This is a genomic window from Pseudomonas putida, from assembly GCF_004357765.1.
Classification (GTDB): Bacteria; Pseudomonadota; Gammaproteobacteria; order Pseudomonadales; family Pseudomonadaceae; genus Aquipseudomonas; species Aquipseudomonas putida_U.
In genome coordinates this window covers 148,352-167,110 of record NZ_SMTE01000007.1, presented here as the reverse complement: position 1 = coordinate 167,110, position 18,759 = coordinate 148,352, and the positions used below count along the sequence as shown (strand labels likewise).

Genomic DNA, 18,759 nt, shown 5'->3' with positions numbered 1-18,759 from the left:
ATGAAAGCGCCGCGCGTAACCCTGGATCAGTGGCGAACCCTGCAGGCGGTGGTCGACCACGGTGGGTTTGCCCAGGCCGCCGAGGCCCTGCACCGCTCGCAATCATCGGTGAGCTATACCGTGGCGCGCATGCAGGAGCAGCTGGGCGTGCCCTTGCTGCGCATCGACGGGCGCAAGGCGGTGCTGACCGAGGCCGGCAACGTGTTGCTGCGCCGTTCGCGGCACCTGGTCAAGCAAGCCAGCCAACTCGAAGACCTGGCCCACCACATGGAACAAGGCTGGGAAGCCGAGGTGCGCGTGGTGGTCGACGCCGCCTATCCCAGCGCTCGCCTGGTGCGCGCCCTCAGTGCATTCATGCCGCAAAGCCGGGGTTGCCGCGTGCGCTTGCGTGAGGAAGTGCTGTCAGGGGTCGAGGAGGTGCTGCACGAAGGCATCGCCGACCTCGCCATCAGCAGCTTCAGCATCGGCGGCTACCTGGGCACCGAGCTGAGTTCGGTGGAGTTCGTCGCCGTCGCCCACCCTGAGCACAGCCTGCACCGTCTGGGCCGGGAGATCACCTTCCAGGATCTGGAAAGCCAACTGCAAGTGGTGATCCGCGACTCGGGCCGGGCGCAGCCACGCGATGTCGGTTGGCTGGGCGCCGAACAACGCTGGACGGTCGGCAGCCTCGGCACCGCTGCCACCTTTGTCAGTAGCGGCCTGGGCTTCGCCTGGCTACCGCGGCACATGATCGAACGCGAACTGCGCGACGGCGTGCTCAAACCGCTGCCGCTGGATCAGGGTGGCAGCCGCCATCCGCTGTTCTACCTTTATTCGAGCAAAGAGAAGACCTTGGGCCCGGCCACGCAGATTCTCATCGACCTGCTGCGCAATTTCGACACCGCGCCCCTGGACGTGCCCTTCGCAGCCCCCCCACAAGCCTGAGAGGACCGCGCCTTGGCCTATTTCGAACATGAAGGATGCTCTTTGCATTATCAGGAATACGGCCACGGCGACCCCGTGGTGCTGTTGCACGGGCTCGGTTCCAGCAGCCAGGACTGGGAGCTGCAGGTGCCGTTGCTGAGCCAGCACTACCGGGTGATCCTCATGGACATCCGTGGCCACGGGCGCTCCGACAAACCCCGCGACGGTTACCAGATCGCCACCTTCAGCGCCGACCTGCTGGCCTTGCTCGAACACCTGCAAACCGGACCGGTGCACTTCGTCGGGCTTTCGATGGGCGGCATGGTCGGCTTCCAGTTCGCCGTCGACCACCCGCAATGGCTACGCAGCCTGTGTATCGTCAACAGCGCCCCGGCGGTCAAGCGGCGCACCGCTTCCGACTGGCTATGGTGGGCCAAGCGCTGGAGCCTGGCGCGCCTGCTCAGCGTCGAGACGGTGGGCAAGGGTTTGGCCGAACGGCTGTTCCCCAAGCCCGAACAGGCCGATTTACGCCAGACCATGGCTCAACGCTGGGCCCGCAACGACAAACGCGCCTACCTCGCCAGTTTCGACGCCATCGTCGACTGGGGCGTAGAAGAACGCATCGGACAGATACGCTGCCCGACGCTGATCATCGCCGCCGACCACGATTACACCCCGATACACCTCAAGGAGCGCTACGTGGCCAAAATACCCAAGGCCAGGCTGGCGATCATCGACGATTCCCGGCACGCTACGCCCCTCGATCAACCGGACGTCTTCAACCAGACCCTGCTGCAGTTTCTGACCGCCGCTTCCACCTCTCAAGGATCTTTGAGCCCATGCTGAAAAACCTTCTGCTCACCGCCTGCTCGTTCGCTTTTGCCGCCAGCGTGATGGCCTCGGACAAAACCCCGCACGTACTGCTCGACACCAGCTTCGGCCAGGTCGAAATCGAACTCAATGCCGAGAAGGCGCCGATCAGTACGAAGAACTTCCTCGAATACGTCGACAGCGGCTTCTACAACAACACCATCTTCCACCGCGTGATCCCGGGCTTCATGGTCCAGGGCGGCGGCTTCACCGACCAGATGGTGCAGAAAGACACCCGCGATCCGATCAAGAACGAAGCCGGTAATGGCCTGATGAACACCCGTGGCACCCTGTCCATGGCGCGTACCTCCAACCCGAATTCGGCCACCAGCCAGTTCTTCATCAACGTCGCCGACAATGACTTCCTCAACCCCGGTCGCGACGCCGGCTATGCAGTGTTCGGCAAGGTCACCAAGGGCATGCAGGTAGTCGACCAGATCGTCAACTCGCCCACCACCATCAAGAAAGGCATGCGCGATGTACCGGCTGACCCGGTCTACATCAAGTCGGCCAAACGCATCGACTGATTGCCGGTCTCACAAGGATGTGAGCCACCTGCCGGTCGGTTGGAAAAGGAGTTGCACTGCCCATGCTGTATCGTCGTTTCGAGCAACTGATCGACATCTTCCGCGACGCGCCCAGCGAGTCGCCGCCCAGCCAGGTCTGGCCGTTCTACCTCTACTACCTGCGCCAGGTATGGCCCAGCTTTCTCGCCCTGCTGGTGGTCGGTCTGGTCGCCTCGGTGATCGAGGTGGCGATGTTCAGCTACCTCAGCCGCATCATCGATCTGGCCCAAGGCACGCCCAACGTCAGCTTCTTCAGCGAGCACAGCGGCGAGCTGATCTGGATGCTGGTGGTGATCCTGGTGCTGCGTCCGCTGTTCTTCGGCCTGCATGACCTGCTGGTGCATCAGACCATCAACCCGGGCATGACCAGCCTGATCCGCTGGCAGAATCATACCTACGTGCTCAAGCAGAGCCTGAATTTCTTCCAGAGCGACTTCGCCGGGCGCATCGCCCAGCGCATCATGCAGACCGGCAACTCGCTGCGCGATTCAGCCGTGCAGGCGGTGGACGCCCTGTGGCATGTGCTGATCTACGCCATCAGCTCGCTGGTGCTGTTCGCCGAGGCCGATTGGCGCCTGATGCTGCCGCTGCTGGCGTGGATTGCCGGCTACGTCGCTGCCCTCTTCTACTTCGTGCCACGGGTCAAGGCACGTTCGGTGATCTCGTCCGACGCCCGCTCCAAGCTCATGGGGCGCATCGTCGACGGCTATACCAACATCGCGACATTGAAACTGTTCGCCCATACCGACTACGAACAACAGTACGCGCGCGAGGCAATTCGCGAACAGACCGAGAAGACCCAGCTGGCTTCGCGGGTCATCACCAGCATGGACGTGGTCATCACCACCCTCAATGGCCTGCTGGTGGTGGTCACCACGGGGATGGCCCTGTGGTTGTGGAGCCAGTCACTGATCACCGTGGGCGCCATCGCCCTGGCCACCGGCCTGGTGATCCGCATCGTCAACATGTCGGGCTGGATCATGTGGGTGGTCAACGGCATCTTCGAGAACATCGGCATGGTCCAGGACGGTCTGCAGACCATCGCCCAACCGGTCACCGTGCGTGACAAACCCGACGCTCCGCCCCTCAAGGTCAGCCGAGGGAACGTGCGTTTCGACGATGTCGACTTCCACTATGGCAAGGGCGCCAAGGTCATCGAGGGGCTGAACCTGGATATCCGTCCCGGCGAGAAAATCGGCCTGATCGGCCCCTCGGGTGCGGGCAAGTCGACCCTGGTGAACCTGTTGTTGCGCCTTTACGACGTACAGGGCGGGCGCATCCTGATCGATGGTCAGGACATCGCCGAGGTCAGCCAGACCAGTCTGCGCGCGCAGATCGGCATGATTACCCAGGACACCTCGCTGCTACACCGCTCGATCCGCGACAACCTGCTCTACGGCCGTCCCGACGCCAGCGAGGCGCAGTTGCTCGAGGCGGTACGGCGGGCACGGGCCGATGGCTTCATCCCACAGTTGTCCGACGCCCAGGGCCGTACCGGCTTCGATGCCCATGTCGGTGAACGCGGGGTCAAGCTGTCCGGCGGCCAGCGCCAGCGCATCGCCATTGCCCGAGTGCTGTTGAAGAATGCGCCGATCCTGATCATGGACGAAGCCACCTCGGCCCTGGATTCGGAGGTAGAAGCCGCGATCCAGGAAAGCCTGGAAACCCTGATGCAGGGCAAGACGGTGATCGCCATCGCCCACCGCCTGTCGACCATCGCCCGCATGGACCGCCTGGTGGTGCTCGACCAGGGCCACGTGGTAGAAACCGGCACCCATGCCGAACTGCTGGCCCAGCAGGGCTTGTATGCCCGCCTCTGGCACCACCAGACCGGGGGTTTCGTCGGCGTCGACTGACCCCTGCCCGCCCCTCAAGCGTCCGCCCACCTCGCCGATAGAAGTTGTCGTACGACTCAACAACTACAGGCCCTGGTGGGCCGGCGAAGTGATAATGCTGTTACGCAGATGGAGTATCGCGCCAAGGGCTGCTTCGGGCTTTGCCTGTATTGCACTGATGGTTGCGTTTCTTGGGGTGTTTTCGCTGGCCAAGATGTCGACCATTCGTGATTCGGCCACGGCGATGGAAAAGGACTGGGTGCCAAGCATTCGCACCGTGGACGCCATCCGCGAAAACATGCTGCGCATCCGCACCATCTCGCTGCGCGTGGCGCTCGACCCCAACCCGGCCAACGTCGACACCTATGTCAGCCAGTACGAGGCGCGCAATACGGTGCTGATGCAAAACATCCAGGCCTACGAGGCGCTCGTCGACACGCCGGAGGAACCCCGCCTGTACCAGCTGTTCAGGCGCGACTTCGCGGTGTACCAGAAGGGCATGGCCGACTCCTTCGCCCTGGCCCGGCGCGGCGACAGCGCCGCCCTGCAGAAGCTCGTGCTGGTGGACATGAAGCCGGTGGTCGATGGCACCGGTGCGCAACTGGCCGAACTGGGCGATCTGTATGGCAAGGGCATCGAGCGCGAGGGTACCCTCTCAGCCGAGCGCTATGGGCAATCGCGCACGGTGGTGATCGCGGTGATCGTGCTGGCGGCGCTGGTGACCATCGTCCTGGCCTGGCTGCTGACCCGGGCGCTGAACGCCGCCATCGAGGCCGCCCGGGCTGGGGAGTCCGGGCGTGGTTTTGCCGTGGTGGCCGACGAAGTAAGGGCCCTGGCGCACCGCACGCAGAACTCGACCCAGGAACTGGCGCAGAGTGCCGGGCAGGCGTTACATGAGATCACCTCAGGGATCAGCGAGATGTACGAGCGCAACCTGGTGATCGCCAGTGCAGCCGAGGAGCAGGCGGAGGTGGCGCGGGAGGTCGATCGCAATCTCACCAACATCCGCGACCTGTCGGTGCAGAGCGCCTCCGGTTCGCAACAGACCAATGCCTCGAGCCAGGAACTGTCGCGCCTGGCCACCGGGCTCAATGGCTTGGTGAAGCGCTTTACCCTTTGATGGCGGCGGTGGATGGCACGGGCTGCGCCCGTGTTCGCGGGACAAGCCCGCTCCCACAGGTGTGGAGTTGCCTGCAAGGAGAGTGTTCACTCTGTGGGAGGTGGGGGGTTGCCTGCAAGGAGGGTGTTCACTCTGTGGGAGCGGGCTTGTCCCGCGAACACAGGCGCAGCCTGTGCCACACGGCGCGATCAATCGCGCCGGTAGGGCAACATCTCCCGGGCCTGCTCGGCGTAGGCCCGCACGCCCTCACGCTCCTGCTGCAGAAACTCATCCACCGCACGCCGCAATCCGGGGTGCAACAGGTAGTGCCACGACCGCGTCAGCACCGGTTCGAAACCGCGAATCAACTTGTGTTCGCCTTGGGCGCCGGCATCGAAACGCTGGATGCCCTCGGCTATGGCGAAGTCCATGCCCTGATAGAAACAGGTCTCGAAATGCAGCCGGTCGAATTCGTCCAGGCAGCCCCAATAACGGCCATACAGGCTGTCACCACCGACCAGGCTCAGGGCCATGGCCACGTCGCGGCCACCCTGCCGAGCCATCACCACGCGCAGCGCCTCGGGCATACGCTCGGCCCATAGGCTGAAGCACTCACGGGTCAGGTAAGGCGCGCGGCGGCGTACCGCATAGGTATTGGCATAACAGCGGTAGACGAAATCCCATTGCGCCTCGCTCAGCTCGTGCCCCTGGTACCAGCGAAATTCGATGCCCTGCCCAGCTACCTGCTCGCGCTCCTTGCGCATCTGCTTACGCTTGCGCGAACTCAAGGTGTCGAGGAAGTCCTGGAAATCCCCATAGCTGCGGTTGCGCCAGTGAAACTGGCAACCCAGGCGCTCGAGCCAACCGGGCTGTCCAGCCAGGTGCTGGTCCAGCCCAGGATCGGTGAAGTTGATGTGCGCTCCGGAAAGTCCGCCCTTGCCCAGGTATTCGGGCAACGCCTGCAACAGCAGCAAGCCATCGGCGGGATCGGTCACCAACAGGCGCGAACCGGCGACAGGACTGAACGGCACCGCACCGAGCAACTTGGGGTAATAGGCGATGCCGGCACGCTCGCAGGCGTCGGCCCAACCATGGTCGAACACGTATTCGCCGAACGAATGCCATTTACGGTAGGCCGGCAGTATCGCGCGGACCTCGCCATCGCGCTCCAGCAGCAGGTGTTCGGCAGCCCAACCCGTGGCCGGTGCAACACTGCCACTGTCCTCCAGCGCAGTGAGGAAAGCGTGGCGCAAAAACGGTTGGCCGGCAGGCACCAAGGCGTCCCAGGTCGCTGCCGGTAGATCACGCAAGTGGGCAAGGCTGTAGAGGCTGGTCACGTTTTCGACTCGCAGTGGAAGGCCACCAGTATCCGGGAGAAGGCCGTTTCACTCAAATGAGCGGATGTTTTCCTCAAACCTTTTAATCTCAAACACTTAACCGCAACGCCATCAATTAGACATCAATCTGTCATTCCCCGCCGCAATACTTGCGCCTGTTTTCCGGAACCCCAGAAACCTGTCTAGCCAGGCCTTTTCCGAAGACATGCCAACTTGGGGGCGGGCGCAAAAGCCTCCCCACTTATTTCCAACAGGGAGAACCTTATGCGTCTTGTTTCTACACTTACCGGAGTGAGCCTCACCGGCATGATGCTGGCTCTGAGTACTCCGGCCAGTGCTGCAGTCGACGCCAAGCTGCTCGAAATGCTCCGCGCCAACGGTTCCATCAACCAGGCGCAGTACAACGAACTGCAGGCCGACCTGGCCACGGAAACCAAGGAAAAGGCGGATCAGAAAGCTCAGGCAGAGCGTATGAGTTCCTTCGAGCAGAAAGTTGCCTGGGCCGCCAAAACCCAGATCAAGGGTGATGTACGCCTGCGCTACGAAGACGTCAACGTCGACGACCCGAACAGCAGCAGTGGCAACCAGGACCGTCAGCGCGTGCGTGCCCGCGTCGGCTTCTATAGCGAAATCAACCCGCAGGTCGACGCTGGCGTGCGTATCGCCACCGGCAGCAGCTCCGACCGCCGCTCGACCAACCAGAGCCTGGACAACTATTTCGACAAGAAGAACCTGTGGGTCGACCTGGCGTACCTGGATTGGCACCCCACCGCACTGCCGGGCTTGCACCTGATCGGCGGCAAGATGCAACAGCCCTGGGTCAGCATGGGCGACATCATCTGGGACGGCGACATCAACCCCGAAGGCGTGGCAGCCACCTACAAGACCGACCTGGGTGGCGCCGAAGTATTCGCCAGTGCCGGTCAGTACACCCTCAAAGACAACGTCGACGGTGACGGCGTCCAGTACAAGCACGACGCGCAGCTCTACCACGGCCAGTTGGGTGCCAAGTTCGCACCGGCCGACGTCCTCAAGCTGACCGTGGGCGCGAGCATCTACGGCTATGACAATGACAAAGCCTCGGCGCTGCTGGCTTCGCTGGGCAATACCACCAACGAGTTCAATCTGGTCGAAGGCTTCGGTCAGCTCGACTTCACTGGCTTCGCCATCCCGTTGTCCGCGTACGGCCAATACGTCAAGAACACCGAGAGCACCGACGGTGCTGACGTGGGCTGGTTGGCAGGTTTGAAGACCAAGGTCGGCGCCTGGAGCCTGGATTACAACTACCGCGATGTCCAGCGTAACGCGGTGGTCAGCCTGTTCACCGACTCGGACTTCGGCAACGGCTTCACGGGTTCGCGTGGTCACAAGTTCAAGGTCGGCTACGAGATCGACAAGAACTTCTCGCTCGGTGCTGCTTACCTGATGGCCAAGACCGACCTGTCGCAATTGCCCAACAGCAATGCTGATGTCGACACCCTGCAGGTCGATCTGGAAGCCAAGTTCTAAGCGACACCTTGCTCCGTTTCACTCTGAGGCGGGAAATGCCGACCCCATCCGGCGTTTCCTGCCTTTTTTGCCTGTTGGAAATGCATCGCCCTCTTGGCGGGCAAGCCCCACGAAAGCTGTGCGGTACTTGTGGGAGATCACCCAGCCCTTCTGCGCTGTCGCGCAGAGAACTGTGGCCACTGTGGGAGCGGCGGTTCGGCGCCCCGACTTGCCCGCGAAGAGGGCTGAACAGGCGCCACAGAACTCAGCGCTTGCGCAGGATCACGCTCCCGATCGAATACCCCGCCCCAAACGAACTCAGTACACCCAGCGCACCCGGAGCCAGATCATCCTGGTACAGGTGGAAGGCAATCACCGACCCCGCCGAACTGGTATTGGCATAGCGATCGAGGATCACTGGCGCTTCCTGCTCATCCACCTCACGCCCCAACAGCTTCTTGACGATCAGCTGGTTCATGCTCAGGTTCGCCTGGTGCAGCCAGAAGCGCTTCACGTCGGATGGTTGCAGGTCGTTCTCCTCCAGGTGCTGACCAACCAGCTCGGCGACCTTCGGGCACACCTCGCGGAAGACTTTGCGCCCCTCCTGGATGAACAGCTTGTCGGGCGCACCGATGCCCTCTTCGGCTGCGCGGTTGAGGAAGCCGAAGTTGTTGCGAATGTTGTTGGAGAATTCGGTCCACAGCTTGCTGCTGACGATATCGAACTGATGCTCCGAGGTGGCCAGGTCGGCGCGCTCGATCAGCACGGCGGTGGCGGCGTCCCCGAAGATGAAATGGCTGTCGCGGTCACGGAAGTTGAGGTGGCCGGTGCACACCTCCGGGTTGACCATCAGCACCGCACGGGCCTGGCCCAGTTGCACGCTGTTGGCGGCGGTCTGAATGCCGAAGGTGGCCGACGAGCAGGCCACGTTCATGTCGAAGGCAAAGCCCTGGATGCCCAACGCCTGCTGCACTTCGATGGCAATGGCGGGGTACGGACGCTGCAGGTTGGAACAGGCGACGATCACTCCGTCGACATCCGCGGCGGTACGCCCGGCACGCTGCAAGGCCTGGCGGGCAGCAGCCACAGCCATCTCGCAGAGAATCGACGGCTCGTCGTTGGAGCGCTCCGGCAGGCGCGGCTTCATGCGCTGCGGGTCGAGAATGCCGTCCTTGTCCATGACGAAGCGGCTCTTGATGCCCGAGGCCTTCTCGATGAACGCGGCGCTGGATTCGGGCGCGGCTTCGAGTTCGCCGCGCTCGATGGCGGCGGCGTTGTCCTGGTTGTACTGCTGCGCCCAGGTGTTGAAGGACTGCACCAGTTCTTCGTTGGAAATGCTCTGGGCCGGGGTATACAGGCCGGTGCCGCTGATCACGACGTTATGCACGGTCGTTCCTCTGGTCAAAGGCCATCGCCACGGGGCGCTGGCAGAAAACATGACTGAATAATGGCACTTTAGTACCAACTCAATGACGAGGGCAGTGCCCTCCTACGCGGGTTCCTCGACTCTGCCCCCGCGAAAGGGCCACAACGCGGCCCAAATTGCCTCAATATTGCCACATCTGCGGAAGTTTAGCCTTCCACCTGACTCCACTGCTTGCTCAGTCGCTTGTCCGAAATAGGCACCTTCGTCCCCAACTGCTGGGCGAACAACGACACCCGGTATTCCTCCAACCACCAGCGGTACAGGGTCAACTGCTCGTCACGCTTGCCTTCCTGGGCATGCTTGTCGGCACGGGCCTTGTACTGGGCCCAGAGGTTGCCCAGTTCGCCGCTCCACACCCGGTCCTTCTGCACCTGCGCACCGAGTTTTTCCAGGCGCAGTTCCACCGCCTTGAGGTAGCGCGGCAACTCCTTGAACCAGGCATTCGGCGTCTCGCGCACGAAGCCCGGATACACCAGGTTGGCCAATTGCTGCTTGATGTCGTTGAGCGCAACTGCCTGGCTCAGGTCGATCTTGCCCTTGAAGCGCTTCTGCAGGCCATGCCACAGCTTGAGGACCTCCAGGGTCTGGCGCGCCAGGCGCTCGGCATGCTCTGCCCAGTTGCCGCGCTTGCGTTCGGCGAGTCCGGCCAGCGCGGCACCATCGCGGGGCAACGGTGACTCGCCTTCGAGGATGCAGGTGTCCAGGCTCGCCAGCAGGATGTCCTCCACCAGCGCTTCGATACGGCCCAGCTCCCGGTACAAAAGGCCCAACTCGGTCAGGCCCGGCAGCTTGCCGCGCAGGAACTTGGCCGGCTCCGCCAGCTGTTGCAGCAACAGACGCTGCAGGGCGCGGCGGTGCTGGAACTCGGCCTCGGCCTGGGTCGAGAAACGCCCTTCGCGAACCGTGCCGTTTTCCTCGACCAGTGCTGGGTAAACCGTCATCGACAGCCCGGCGATCTTTTGCTGAGCCGTCTGCGCAACTTCGCTGAAAGCCTTGGCCTGCACCGGTTGTTCGGCCTTGTCGTTACGTGGCACGGCCAAGGCCGCCTGGCTGGCGGCAGCGAAGCGCGCGGTCAGTTCAGCCAGATCACGGCCCTCGCCAAGGAACTTGCCCTGGCCATCGAGAACTTCGATGTTCATCCGCAGATGCCCTTCGACCAGGCTCACCGACTCCTCCCAAGCTTCGTCCGGCACACGGGCACCGGTCATGCGCAGCAGTTCCTGACCCAGCGCCTGAGGCAACGCGCCCTGGCCGAAACTCATGCGCGCCAGCGCCGCCTTGACGAAGTCAGGCACCGGCACGAAGTTCTTGCGCAGGGCCTTGGGCAGGTTGCGTACCAGTGCCACGCACTTGGCTTCGATCAGCCCTGGCACCAGCCATTCCAGGCGCTCGCCCGGCAGGCTCGGCAGCAATGGGGCTGGCACGCGCACCGTTACGCCGTCCCGGGGGTGCCCAGGTTCGAAGTGGTAGCTCAGCGGCAGGCGCAGTTCGCCCAACTGCAGGGTGTCCGGGTATTGCGCCGCAGTGACCTCGCTGGCCTCACGGGCCAGAACGTCTTCCTCGCGCATGATCAGCAGGTTGGCGTCCTTCTGGCTGTTCATCCGATACCAGCTGTCGAAGGTCGCGGTCTGGTGGATCTCCGCGGGCAGGCGCGCCTCGTAGAAGGCGTAGAGGGTTTCCTCGTCGGCCAGGATGTCACGCCGGCGGGCCTTGGCCTCCAGCTCGTCGAGCTGTTCGAGCAGGCGCTTGTTGGCCGCCAGGCATTTGGCCCGTGACTGGATTTCACCCCCCACCAAGCCTTCACGAATGAACAGCTCCCGCGAGATGACCGGATCGATCGGGCCGAAGTGCACGGGGCGGCGACCGACCAGGATCAAGCCGTACAAGGTGATCTGTTCGTAGGCCACCACCTGCCCGCGCTTCTTCTCCCAATGCGGTTCGAAGTGGTTCTTCTTGACCAGGTGGCCGGCCAACGGCTCGATCCAGTCGGGCTCGATCTTGGCCACCATCCGCGCATACAGTTTGGTGGTTTCGACCAGTTCGGCTGCCATCACCCACTGCGGGCGCTTGCGCCCGATGCCTGACGATGGATGGACCCAGAAGCGCCGTTGACGAGCACCTTGGTAGTCGCCGTCCTCGGTCTTGTGGCCGATCTGGCTGAGCAGTCCACTGAGGATCGCCTTGTGCAGCTTCTGGTAATCGCACGGTTCCTTGTTCACCGCCAGTTGCAGGTCGCGGCAGATCAGCGCCAGCTGGCGGTGGGCGTCTCGCCATTCACGAAGCCGCAGGTAATTGAGGAAGTGCTTGCGGCACCAGTTGCGCAGCGGACTGGCGGTCAAAGCCTGACGCTGCTCCTCGAAGCCACGCCACAGATTCACCAGCGCGGCGAAGTCGGAATCGACATCCTTCCACTGGGCATGCGCCTGGTCGGCGGCCTGCTGGCGCTCGGGTGGGCGCTCGCGCGGGTCTTGTACCGACAAGGCACTGGCCACGATCAACACCTCCTGCAGGCTGCCCTGGCGGGCGCCTTCGAGGAGCATGCGACCCAGCCGAGGATCGATCGGCAAACGCGCCAATTGGCGCCCGAGCGGGGTCAGCTGGTTCTCGCGGTTGACCGCCGACAGCTCCTGCAACAAATTGAAGCCATCGCTGATGGCCTTGCCATCCGGCGGCTCGATGAAGGGGAAAGCGTCGATGGCGCCTAGGCGCAGGTGCAACATCTGCAGGATCACCGCCGCCAGGTTGGTGCGCAGGATCTCTGGATCGGTGAAGGCAGGCCGGCCGTTGAAGTCCTCCTCGCTGTACAGCCGTACGCAAATACCAGGCTCGACCCGTCCACAACGCCCCTTGCGCTGATTGGCGCTGGCCTGGGACACCGCCTCGATCGGCAGGCGCTGGACCTTGGCGCGGTAGCTGTAGCGGCTGATGCGGGCAGTACCGGTATCGATCACGTAACGAATGCCGGGTACGGTCAGCGAGGTTTCCGCCACGTTGGTGGCAAGCACCACCCGACGTCCGGTGTGCGGCTGGAAAATGCGTTGCTGCTCGGCCGGCGACAAGCGTGCGTAAAGCGGCAGGATCTCGGTGTGGCGCAGCTGCGCCTTGCGCAGAATCTCGGCGGCATCGCGGATCTCACGCTCGCCAGGCAGGAACACCAGCACATCGCCCGGCCCCTTGCCGTTGCTGCGCTCGTGGTGGGCGATCTCGTCGAGGGTGGCGAGGATCGCCTGGTCGACCGTGAGGTCCTCCTCGACCTGATTGCCTTCCTCGTCCTGTTCGCTGGTCAATGGCCGGTACCAGGTTTCGACGGGGTAGGTACGGCCGGACACCTCGATGATCGGCGCGCCATCGAAGTGCTTGGAGAAGCGCTCAAGGTCGATGGTCGCCGAGGTGATGATCAGTTTCAGGTCAGGGCGGCGGTGCAGCAGAGTCTTGAGGTAGCCGAGCAGAAAATCGATGTTCAGACTGCGCTCGTGGGCTTCGTCGACGATGATCGTGTCGTAGCGCTCGAGGAAGCGATCGTGCTGGGTCTCAGCCAACAGAATGCCGTCGGTCATCAGCTTGACCAGGGTGTTGGCATCGCTCTGGTCCTCGAAGCGCACCTGATAGCCGACCAGCGCGCCCAGCGGCGTGCCGAGTTCTTCGGCGACCCGGGCCGCCACGCTGCGTGCCGCGATCCGGCGGGGCTGGGTATGGGCGATCAGACCATGGCTGCCCCGGCCCAACTCCAGACAGATCTTCGGCAACTGGGTAGTCTTGCCCGATCCGGTTTCGCCGGCGATCACCAACACCTGATGCTCGGCCAGGGCCTTCTTGATTTCGTCGCGCTTGGCGGCGATCGGCAGGCTGTCGTCGTAGCGAATCTGCGGCACGCTGTTCTGCCGTGCGGTGACCTGGGCGCAGGACGCCTGGACCTTCTCCACCCACTGCGCGAGCTTCGCCTCATCGGGGCGCTTGCGCAGCTCATGCAATTGCCGGCGCAGACGGTGGCGGTCGGCGATCATGGCGTGGTCGAGGTTTTGCAGCAGTTTGTCGATGGCGTGGTCAGTCATGGGGCTTTTTAGTGATGCAGGTGAGCCTGCTTTTTCATGATCGGCATTCGTGAGGATGCGCGATTGTCGCAGATTTGTGGGTTCTTTGCTTTCTGTGCAGGCCCTTTCGCGGGTAAACCCGCTCCTACAGGATTGCGTCGAGTCTGAAAGCGAAAGGGCCCGCCCTAACGCCCCAAATGTTTAGCCAACCCCAACGTAAAGGTTGCCATTCACTGCTTTAATCAACCTTAAGCCCCATGTGAGTATCCAAGGCATGATCCCCGTCCCGACCATCGCGCCCCCGCTGCCCCGCCCTTCGCTACCGAAGGCCAGGACCTGCGCCGGTGAAAATCCGCTGGTCCACGTCATCCTCGCCTTCTGGGCCCTGTGGCACTGCCGGCACGCCCGCCCACCGGATACCTCGCTCTCGCCCCTGTGACCGAACGCGGCCGTTGTCTGGCCGCTCGACCCAGCTGGACCGCCCGCAAACGTGGCGGCCCGGTGTGCCCACGAGCGAAAAAACATGCACTTTGCACCTGTAGAGCAGGCCAGCCAGTTTCTGGCTGCCAACCCCGATGTCGAACTGTTCGAACTGTTCATCCTCGACGCCAATGGCGTGCCCCGCGGCAAGCTGCTGCACCGCGACGAATTGCTGGCGGTGTACCAGAGCGGTCGACCGCTGCCGAGTACCATCCTCGGCCTGACCGTCAATGGCGACGACGTGGAAAACTCAGGCCTGGTCTGGGACGTCGGCGATATCGACTGCCGCGCCTACCCTCTGGAAGGCAGCTTGGTACGGCTGCCCTGGCGGCGAGTGCCGACGGCTGCAGTGCAGGTCAGCATGCACCCGACCGAGGGCCTGCCCGCCAGTGTCGCCGACCCTCGCCATGTACTGTTGCGTACCATCGAAGCACTCAAGGCCGACGGCTACCACCCGGTGATGGCCTGCGAGCTGGAGTTCTACCTGCTCGACCAGCAACGCGATGCCCAGGGCCGCCCGCAGCCGGCCCTGGACAGCGATGGCGGTCGTCCACGATCGACCCAGGTGTACGGCTTGCGTGAACTGGAGCAGATCGAGCCGTTCCTCGCCGACCTCTATGCCGCCTGCAAGGCCCAAGGGATTCCCGCACGCACGGCGATCTCCGAATACGCGCCCGGCCAGGTGGAAATCACCCTGGAGCACGGCGACGCGTTGGCTGCGATGGATCAGGCTGTGCGCTACAAGCGCCTGGTAAAAGGCGTGGCGCACGCCCATGGCATGCAGGCGTGCTTCATGGCCAAGCCCTTCGCGCACCTGGCCGGAACCGGCATGCACATGCACCTGAGCCTGGCCGACAGCGGTGGCAACAACCTGTTCGCCAGTGACGACAAGGCCGGCACCCCATTGTTGCGTCAGGCTGTGGCCGGCATGTTGCGCCACCTGCGCGACTCGCTGCTGCTGTTCTGCCCCAACGCCAACTCGTTCCGCCGCTTCCAGGCCAACAGCTATGCACCGCTGGCGCCGACCTGGGGTGTCGACAACCGCACGGTCAGCCTGCGGGTGCCCGGTGGCCCAGCGGCCAGCCGGCATATCGAACACCGCATCTGCGGTGCCGACGCCAACCCCTATCTGGCCGCTGCAGCCATCCTGGCGGCCACCCACAGCGGTATCCGCGAGCAGCTCGATCCCGGCGCGCCGGTCGAAGGCAACGGCTATGCCCAGGCCAACGAGCACCTGCCCACCGACTGGCTCAGCGTACTCGAGACCCTGGAGCGATCGACCTGGGCCCGCGAAGCGCTAGGCGAGGCGTTTCTCGGCGTATACCTGAAGGTCAAGCGTGCCGAGTACCGCCAGTTCATGGCCGAAGTCAGCGAGCAGGACTGGCGCTGGTACCTGCACCAGGCCTGAGCCCTACCCCATTCAGAACAAGGAACACCCATGAACGCAGCAGCGAACCACGGCCCGGCCCAGCGCGCGCCGTCCTACTACAGTGCCAGCCTCAACGACCACACCGAATACCCGCAGCTCGAAGGCACGGTACAGGTCGACGTCGCCATCATCGGCGGCGGCTTCACCGGCGTTGCCACCGCCGTGGAACTGGCCGAACGTGGCCTGAAAGTGGCCATCGTCGAAACCAACCGCATCGGCTGGGGGGCCAGTGGCCGCAATGGCGGTCAGGTGACCGGCAGTCTCTCGGGTGACGAGGCCATGCGTGCACAGATGCGTAACCGTCTGGGCACCGAAGTGGATGACTTCATCTGGCACCTGCGCTGGCGCGGGCACCAGGTGATCGAGCAGCGCGTGGCGCGCTACGGCATCGAGTGCGATCTCAAGCGAGGTCACCTGCATGCCGCGATGAAACCTTCGCACATGAATGAACTACGCAGCTTCGAGGCCGAAGCCCACCGCCGCGGCATGGGCGAGCAGGTGCAGTTGCTCGACCGCGAAGGTGTCGCCCGCCACCTGCAGAGCCCGCTGTACCTGGGTGCACTGAAGAATCAGCGCAACCTGCACCTGCACCCGCTCAACCTGTGCCTGGGCGAGGCCCGCGCAGCCCATGGCCTGGGCGCGCTGATCTTCGAGAACTCCGAAGTGCTGGACATCGTCCACGGCCCGCGCCCTGCCGTGGTCACCGCCAAGGGGCGGATCGAAGCGCGCCAGGTGATGCTGGCCGGCGACGTCTACCACAAGCTGGAAAAACGCCAGCTCAAGGGCAAGATCTTTCCCGCCATGGGCGGCATCGTCACCACCGCACCGCTGGGCGACCTGGCCGAGCAGATCAACCCGCAGGATCTGGCGGTGTACGACTGCCGCTTCGTCCTCGACTACTACCGTCTCACCGCCGACAAGCGACTGCTGTTCGGCGGTGGCGCCAACTATTCGGGCCGGGACTCACGCGATATCGAAGGCGAACTGCGCCCCTGCATCGAACGCACCTTCCCGGCACTCAAAGGCGTGCCGATCGAGTTCCAGTGGAGCTGCGCCATGGGTATCGTGGTCAATCGCATCCCACAGCTGGGCAAGCTGTCGGACAACGTCTGGTACTGCCAGGGCTACTCTGGGCACGGTATCGCCACCAGCCACATCATGGGCGAGATCATGGCCGAGGCGCTCACGGGCACATTGGAGAAGTTCGACACCTTCGCCGCGTGCAAGCACGTGCGCGTGCCGATGGGAGATCTGCTGGGCAATCCGCTGTTGGCGGCGGGGATGTGGTACTACCAGATGCTCGAAAAACTGCGCTGATTTCAGCAGCCTCATCGCCGGCAAGCCGGCGATGAGGCCTGCGCAGATCAGGCGATCTTCTTCAGACCTTGCTTCTTCAACTCTTCATCACGCAGTTCACGGCGCAGGATCTTGCCGACGTTGGTGGTCGGCAGCGAATCGCGAAACTCGATGTAGCGCGGCACCTTGTAACCGGTGACGTTGGCACGCATGTGCTGCATGACCTGCTCCTTGGTCAAGGTCATGCCCGGCTTGACCACGATGAACACCTTGATCACTTCACCGGATTTCTCATCCGGCACACCAATGGCGGCGCACTGCAGCACCCCCGGCAGGCTGGCGAGCACATCTTCGAGCTCGTTGGGATACACGTTGAAACCGGAAACCAGGATCATGTCCTTCTTGCGGTCGACGATGCGCATGTAGCCATCGGGCTGGATCAGCGCGATGTCACCGGTCTTGAGCCAGCCCTCGCCGTCGAGGATCTCGGCGGTAGCCTCCTCGCGCTGCCAGTAGCCTTTCATCACCTGCGGCCCCTTGATGCACAACTCGCCAATCTCGCCCAGCGGCAACTCGTTACCGCTGTCGTCGATGACCTTGCACAGGGTCGACGGCACCGGAATGCCGATGGTGCCGACCTGGTTGGCTTCGGCCGGGTTGACCGTGGCCACCGGACTGGTCTCGGTCATGCCGTAGCCTTCGCAGATGGCGCAGCCGGTAACGGCATTCCAGCGCTCGGCCACGCTCAGTTGCAGGGCCATGCCGCCGGAAAGGGTGATCTTCAGCGCGGAGAAGTCCAGCGCGCGGAATGCCTCGTTGTTGCACAGGGCGACGAACAAGGTGTTGAGGCCGACGAAGCCGCTGAACTTCCACTTGCCCAGTTCCTTGACCATCGCCGACAAGTCGCGCGGATTGCTGATCAGCACGTTGTGGTTACCGATCAGCATCATCGCCATGCAATGGAAGGTGAAGGCATAGATGTGGTACAGCGGCAGCGGAGTGATGAGGATCTCGCAGCCCTCCTGCAGATTGGCTCCCATCAATGCCCGGCATTGCAGCATGTTGGCCACCAGGTTGCGATGGGTGAGCATCGCCCCCTTGGCTACGCCCGTGGTGCCCCCGGTGTATTGCAACACCGCCACGTCATTGGCCTGAGGATTGGCCTCGGTAACCGGCTGGCCCTTGCCCAGCGCCAATGCGTCGTTGAAGCGCACCGCCTGGGGCAGGCGGTAGGCCGGCACCATCTTCTTCACGTACTTGATCACGCTGTTGATCAGCAGGCGCTTGAGTGGCGGCAACAGGTCGGCCACTTCGGTGACGATGACGTGCTTGACCTGGGTCTTGGGCACCACCTTCTCGGCGAGGTGGGCCATGTTCGCCAGACACACCAGGGCCTTGGCCCCCGAGTCATTGAACTGGTGCTCCATCTCCCGCGCCGTGTACAACGGGTTGGTGTTGACCACGATCAAGCCCGCGCGCATTGCCCCGAACACCGCCACCGGGTATTGCAGGACGTTTGGCAGTTGCACGGCGATACGGTCGCCAGGCTTGAGGTCGGTGTGCTGTTGCAGCCAGGCCGCGAACGCCCCGGACAAGGTATACAGCTCGCCGTAGGTGATAGTCTTGCCCAGGTTGCTAAAGGCCGGTTTGTCGGCAAAGCGTTGGCAGGATTGCTTGAGTACTGCCTGGATATTGGGAAATTCGTCAGGATTGATTTCCGCCGTAATCCCGGCTGGGTACTTATCCTTCCAAAAATGTTCGATCATGGAAGCCCACTCCTTCAGCAACAGCGAAGTTCGATTCACGCGTCGATGCGTTTATTATTGATATGAATGACGCTTCGTTGGAGAGCGAAACGTCTGAAAGCGCGCCGAGCGTAACAGCTTTGCCTAGGGCCGCCTAGAGCCAAAGTGAGGCCTTACGGTCACCAAAATGACTCAATGAACTATCTGAGTCATTTTTAGAGTAATTATCCAAAATGTCGCAAAACAGGCCAAAA

Annotated in this window: 11 protein-coding genes and 2 pseudogenes; 9 read left to right on the top strand and 4 right to left on the bottom strand. The window is 63.1% G+C overall.

Features of this window, described 5'->3' with window-relative positions; genetic code table 11:
* The 6 genes and pseudogenes from E2H86_RS12365 to E2H86_RS26795 all read left to right on the top strand — a co-directional run.
* A complete protein-coding gene (locus E2H86_RS12365) occupies nucleotides 1–924 on the top strand; it encodes a LysR family transcriptional regulator (RefSeq protein ID WP_133328126.1) in 924 nt (307 codons plus the stop codon).
* Nucleotides 925–936: 12 nt separating this feature from the next.
* Nucleotides 937–1,749, top strand: a complete 813-nt coding sequence (locus E2H86_RS12360; RefSeq protein ID WP_133328124.1) for an alpha/beta fold hydrolase — start codon at nucleotides 937–939, stop codon at nucleotides 1,747–1,749.
* The gene (locus E2H86_RS12355; protein WP_133328122.1) at nucleotides 1,743–2,300 is read left to right on the top strand and encodes a peptidylprolyl isomerase; all 558 of its coding nucleotides are present in this window, start codon (nucleotides 1,743–1,745) and stop codon (nucleotides 2,298–2,300) included. Before E2H86_RS12360 ends, E2H86_RS12355 begins: the two co-directional genes overlap by 7 nt.
* A gap of 62 nt (nucleotides 2,301–2,362) precedes the next feature.
* Nucleotides 2,363–4,195 carry an ABC transporter ATP-binding protein gene (locus tag E2H86_RS12350; protein WP_133328120.1) on the top strand — a complete coding sequence of 611 codons (1,833 nt, stop codon included), beginning with the start codon at nucleotides 2,363–2,365 and terminating at the stop codon, nucleotides 4,193–4,195.
* Nucleotides 4,116–4,787 (top strand): annotated as a pseudogene (locus E2H86_RS26800) (MCP four helix bundle domain-containing protein); the annotation flags it as partial. The gene E2H86_RS12350 and the pseudogene E2H86_RS26800, both read left to right, overlap by 80 nt.
* A 138-nt stretch (nucleotides 4,788–4,925) precedes the next feature.
* Nucleotides 4,926–5,294: pseudogene (locus tag E2H86_RS26795) on the top strand (methyl-accepting chemotaxis protein); the annotation flags it as partial.
* Nucleotides 5,295–5,482: 188 nt separating this feature from the next.
* On the opposite strand, the gene E2H86_RS12340 reads toward E2H86_RS26795, so the two are convergent.
* Entirely contained in the window at nucleotides 5,483–6,610 is a 1,128-nt protein-coding gene (locus E2H86_RS12340; protein ID WP_133328116.1) for a GNAT family N-acetyltransferase, read from the bottom strand.
* Between the two features lie 264 nt (nucleotides 6,611–6,874).
* Between E2H86_RS12340 and E2H86_RS12335 the strand changes: the two genes are divergently transcribed.
* Nucleotides 6,875–8,119, top strand: a complete 1,245-nt coding sequence (locus E2H86_RS12335) for a putative porin (RefSeq protein WP_133328114.1) — start codon at nucleotides 6,875–6,877, stop codon at nucleotides 8,117–8,119.
* Between the two features lie 244 nt (nucleotides 8,120–8,363).
* Here E2H86_RS12335 and E2H86_RS12330 read toward each other — a convergent pair whose 3' ends face one another.
* Together E2H86_RS12330 and hrpA are read right to left on the bottom strand one after the other, a co-directional pair.
* Nucleotides 8,364–9,485, bottom strand: coding sequence for a beta-ketoacyl-ACP synthase III (locus tag E2H86_RS12330; RefSeq protein WP_133328112.1), 1,122 nt, complete (start codon nucleotides 9,483–9,485; stop codon nucleotides 8,364–8,366).
* A 185-nt stretch (nucleotides 9,486–9,670) separates the two neighbouring features.
* Entirely contained in the window at nucleotides 9,671–13,576 is a 3,906-nt protein-coding gene (gene hrpA / locus E2H86_RS12325) for an ATP-dependent RNA helicase HrpA (RefSeq protein ID WP_133328110.1), read from the bottom strand.
* A gap of 502 nt (nucleotides 13,577–14,078) precedes the next feature.
* Here hrpA and E2H86_RS12320 point away from each other — a divergent pair.
* Both E2H86_RS12320 and E2H86_RS12315 read left to right on the top strand, forming a co-directional pair.
* Nucleotides 14,079–15,443, top strand: coding sequence for a glutamine synthetase family protein (locus E2H86_RS12320; protein ID WP_133328108.1), 1,365 nt, complete (start codon nucleotides 14,079–14,081; stop codon nucleotides 15,441–15,443).
* Nucleotides 15,444–15,473: 30 nt separating this feature from the next.
* Nucleotides 15,474–16,781, top strand: coding sequence for an NAD(P)/FAD-dependent oxidoreductase (locus E2H86_RS12315; protein ID WP_133328106.1), 1,308 nt, complete (start codon nucleotides 15,474–15,476; stop codon nucleotides 16,779–16,781).
* Between the two features lie 47 nt (nucleotides 16,782–16,828).
* Here the strand turns inward: E2H86_RS12315 and fadD1 are convergent, their stop codons facing one another.
* Nucleotides 16,829–18,526, bottom strand: coding sequence for a long-chain-fatty-acid--CoA ligase FadD1 (fadD1, locus tag E2H86_RS12310; RefSeq protein ID WP_133328104.1), 1,698 nt, complete (start codon nucleotides 18,524–18,526; stop codon nucleotides 16,829–16,831).
* Nucleotides 18,527–18,759: the final 233 nt, after the last annotated feature.